General features: G+C 71.2%; 4 protein-coding genes. 1 reads left to right on the forward strand and 3 read right to left on the reverse strand.

Annotated features, from left to right (window positions below; all coding sequences use genetic code 11):
• Together C665_RS21325 and C665_RS18910 are read right to left on the reverse strand one after the other, a co-directional pair.
• The coding region (locus tag C665_RS21325; protein WP_157277067.1) for an NAD(P)-binding domain-containing protein at positions 1–71 on the reverse strand (71 nt) is incomplete at its 3' end.
• Between the two features lie 115 nt (positions 72–186).
• Entirely contained in the window at positions 187–1068 is an 882-nt protein-coding gene (locus C665_RS18910; RefSeq protein WP_004327210.1) for an NAD(P)-dependent oxidoreductase, read from the reverse strand.
• A gap of 92 nt (positions 1069–1160) precedes the next feature.
• Here C665_RS18910 and ybiB point away from each other — a divergent pair, with 92 nt between their 5' ends.
• A complete protein-coding gene (gene ybiB, locus C665_RS18915) occupies positions 1161–2075 on the forward strand; it encodes a DNA-binding protein YbiB (RefSeq protein ID WP_004327211.1) in 915 nt (304 codons plus the stop codon).
• Between the two features lie 269 nt (positions 2076–2344).
• On the opposite strand, the gene C665_RS18920 is transcribed toward ybiB, so the two are convergent.
• Positions 2345–3229: a pirin family protein gene (locus C665_RS18920; RefSeq protein WP_004327212.1), complete on the reverse strand. Its 885-nt coding sequence runs from the start codon at positions 3227–3229 to the stop codon at positions 2345–2347.
• Positions 3230–3241: the final 12 nt, after the last annotated feature.

Genomic DNA, 3241 nt, shown 5'->3' on the forward strand with positions numbered 1-3241 from the left:
TGGCCCGCGGCGCGCAGGTGGTGCGCCATCGGCTCGCCCATCACGCCCAGCCCGATGAAACCGACCCTCATCGCCCCGCCCTCCGCCCTGCCTTCCGCCACGCTCACCGGACCACCCTCCTGTCACTGCGCGACCTCCTCCCCGGGAGAGGGCAGCGCTTCCCTTCGGCCGGCTGTGCGGGCGCGCTCATTCGCCTACCCCGCCGCTCATGCGCTCCAGCAGCTTGAGCATCGCCACCGAATCGTCCTCACCCATCCCGCAGCCGATCATGCCGTTGAAGAGCTGCGCCGCGGCCGCCGCTGCGGGCAGCGCCACGCCGAGCCGGTGCGCCTCGCCCATGACGATGCGCAGATCCTTCTGGTGCATCCAGGCCTTGAAGCCGGGCCGGAAGTTGCGCTCGAGCATGCGCTGCCCATGGTTCTCCAGGATGCGCGAATACGCGAAGCCGCCGAGCAGCGCCTCGCGCACCTTCGTGCCGTCCGCGCCGCTCTTGGCCGCGAAATTGAGCGCCTCGGCCACCGCCGCCACGCCCACCCCGGTGACGATCTGATTGCAGGCCTTGGCGACCTGGCCAGCACCGGCCTCGCCGATGCGGGTGATCGACTTGCCCATGGCTTCGAAGAGCGGCTGCACGTGCACGCAGGCCGCCGCGTCGCCGCCCACCATGATGGTGAGCGTGCCCGCAATCGCGCCCGGCTCGCCGCCCGAAACCGGCGCATCGAGCGCGATCACCCCGCGCGCCCCCAGGCGCTCGGCGATGGACTGCGCCACAGCGGGCGCGATCGTGCTCATGTCGATGTGGATGTGGCCGGGTGCGGCACCGTCGGCCACGCCCTCGGCACCCAGCGTCACCTGCTCGACGTCGGGCGCGTCCGGCACCATGCTGATCGTCACCGCCGCGCGCCGCGCCACCTCGGCCGCACTCGCGCAGTCGCCCGCGCCGGCCTCCAGCAGCGGCCGCATCGACTCGCGCCGCCGGCTCCACACCTGCACGCGATGGCCCGCTTTCAGCAAATTGAGCGCCATGGGCCGGCCCATGAGGCCAAGCCCGATGAATCCGACATCCATTCGTCGAGTCTCCACGGGATTGCTTGTTCTGCGGCGGGTGCGGCGCGTGGACACGCTGGTCGCGCGGCGCGAAGCTCGCCATAATCGCCGCCATGAAATACGGTCCAATCATCAAGGAAATCGGGCGGGGCGCCAAGGGCGCCCGCGACCTCGACACGGCCGCGGCGGCGGCGCTCTTCGGCGACATCCTCGACGGCGTGGTGCCCGAGCTCGAGCTCGGCGCCATCCTGCTCGCCTTCCGCATCAAGAGCGAGGCGCTGCCCGAGCTGCTCGGCTTCAAGCAGGCGATGGACGCACGCACCGTGCAGGTGGCGGTGCCCGAGGGTCCGCGCTGCGTGGTACTGCCGACCTACAACGGCGCGCGCCGCCAGGCCAACCTGATGCCGCTGGTGGCGCTGTTGCTCGCGCGCGAGGGCGTGCCGGTTCTGATCCAGGGCCGCCACGACTTCGAGACGCGGGTGAGCCCCTTCGAGCTGCTCGCCGCGCTCGACCTGCATCCGGCCGTCGACGCCGTCGAGGCTTCCGCGCAACTCGCGCGGCGGCACATCGCCTGCATCGGTGTGGACAAGCTGCTGCCCGGGCTGGATCCGCTGCTCGCGCTGCGCCTGCGCATGGGCGTGCGCGCAAGCGGCCACACCATGGCCAAGCTGATCGACCCCTGCCGCGGACGCAGCGTACGCGTGGTGGCGGTGACCCACCCCGAGTACCTCGAGCGCATGGACGCCTTCCTGCGCGCCGACGGCGGCCGCGCGATGCTGATGCGCGGCACCGAGGGCGAGATCTACGCCAACCCGCGACGTTGTCCGGAAATGAAGGTCTACGTGGATGGCGAGGCCAGAGTCGCTGTCCCCGCAGAGGAAGGCGGCGCCCCCCCGCTCGCCGGGCTGCCGGATGCGCCCTCGGTGGCGGACAACGCTGCGTTGATCCGCGCCATGCTCGCGGGCGAGGTTCCCGTGCCGGCGCCGATCCGCGCCCAGGTCGCCGCCCTCGCATCCGTGGCCGCCTGAGCGCATCCGACCCGACTTCCCATCGTTCCCGAGCCGCTCCGCAAGTCGCGATACGGCCGGGAGCCGGAGCAGCACGCGACGGCGCGGCCTGAAGCACCGTAATCGCGACTTGCGTCGCTCCTACAGCACTGCTTCGGAAGCGCGGCGGTTCCCGTAGGAGCGACGCAAGTCGCGATCGCAGCGGGGCAAAGGAAGCGCGGCGGTTTTCGGGGCGACCGCGGCGCCTCTCCCGCGATCGCCGCCAGCGCGGACGAACCGCAGGTCTCTCTTCAGGCGGCCAGGCGGCCGGCGCGATAGTCGGCTACGGCTTGGTAGATCTCCTGCTCGCTGTTCATCACGAACGGGCCGTATTGCGCGATCGGCTCGCCGAGCGGGCGGCCGGCGATCAGCAGCACGCGGGCGTCCTCGGTCGCCTCAATGCGCACGCCGTCGCGATCCGCGGCGTTGGCGAGGATCGCCATGTTGCGCACCGGCACCGCCACCTCACCAAGCTTCACCTGCCCGCGGTACACGTAAACGAAGACGTTGTGGTCGGCCGCCAGGGGTTGCGCGAAGCTCGAACCGGCGGGCAGGTGCAGGTCGAGGTAGAGCGGCGCGGTGACCGTGCGGGTGACGGCGCCGGTCACGCCATGGCTCTCGCCGGCGATCACGGTGGCCTCGACGCCGGCGGAGGTGGTGAAGCGCGGCAGCTCCCCCGCGGCGAAGTCGCGATACCAGGGCGCGCTCATCTTGTCCTGTGCTGGCAGGTTCAACCAGAGCTGGAAGCCTTCCATCACGCCCTCTTCCTGCTGCGGGATCTCGGAGTGGATCACGCCGCGGCCGGCGGTCATCCACTGCACGCCGCCGTTCTCCAGCAGGCCCTCGTGGCCGGCGCTGTCGCGATGCAGCATGCGGCCGGCGATCATGTAGGTCACGGTCTCGAAGCCGCGGTGGGGATGGTCGGGGAAGCCGGCGATGTAGTCGTCGGCCTGGTCGCTGCCGAAGGCGTCGAGCATCAGGAAGGGATCGAGCCGGCGCTGCAGCGGCTGGGTGAGCACGCGGGTGAGCTTGACACCGGCACCGTCCGAAGTCGGATGGCCGGTCACGAGCCGCTCCACCGTGCGCGCACGCTGCACGGTCGCGGAGGGGATGCGGGGCTTGGGGGTCGTGCTCATCTGCGTGCTCCT

The organism is Thauera aminoaromatica S2 (assembly GCF_000310185.1).
GTDB lineage: Bacteria > Pseudomonadota > Gammaproteobacteria > Burkholderiales > Rhodocyclaceae > Thauera > Thauera aminoaromatica.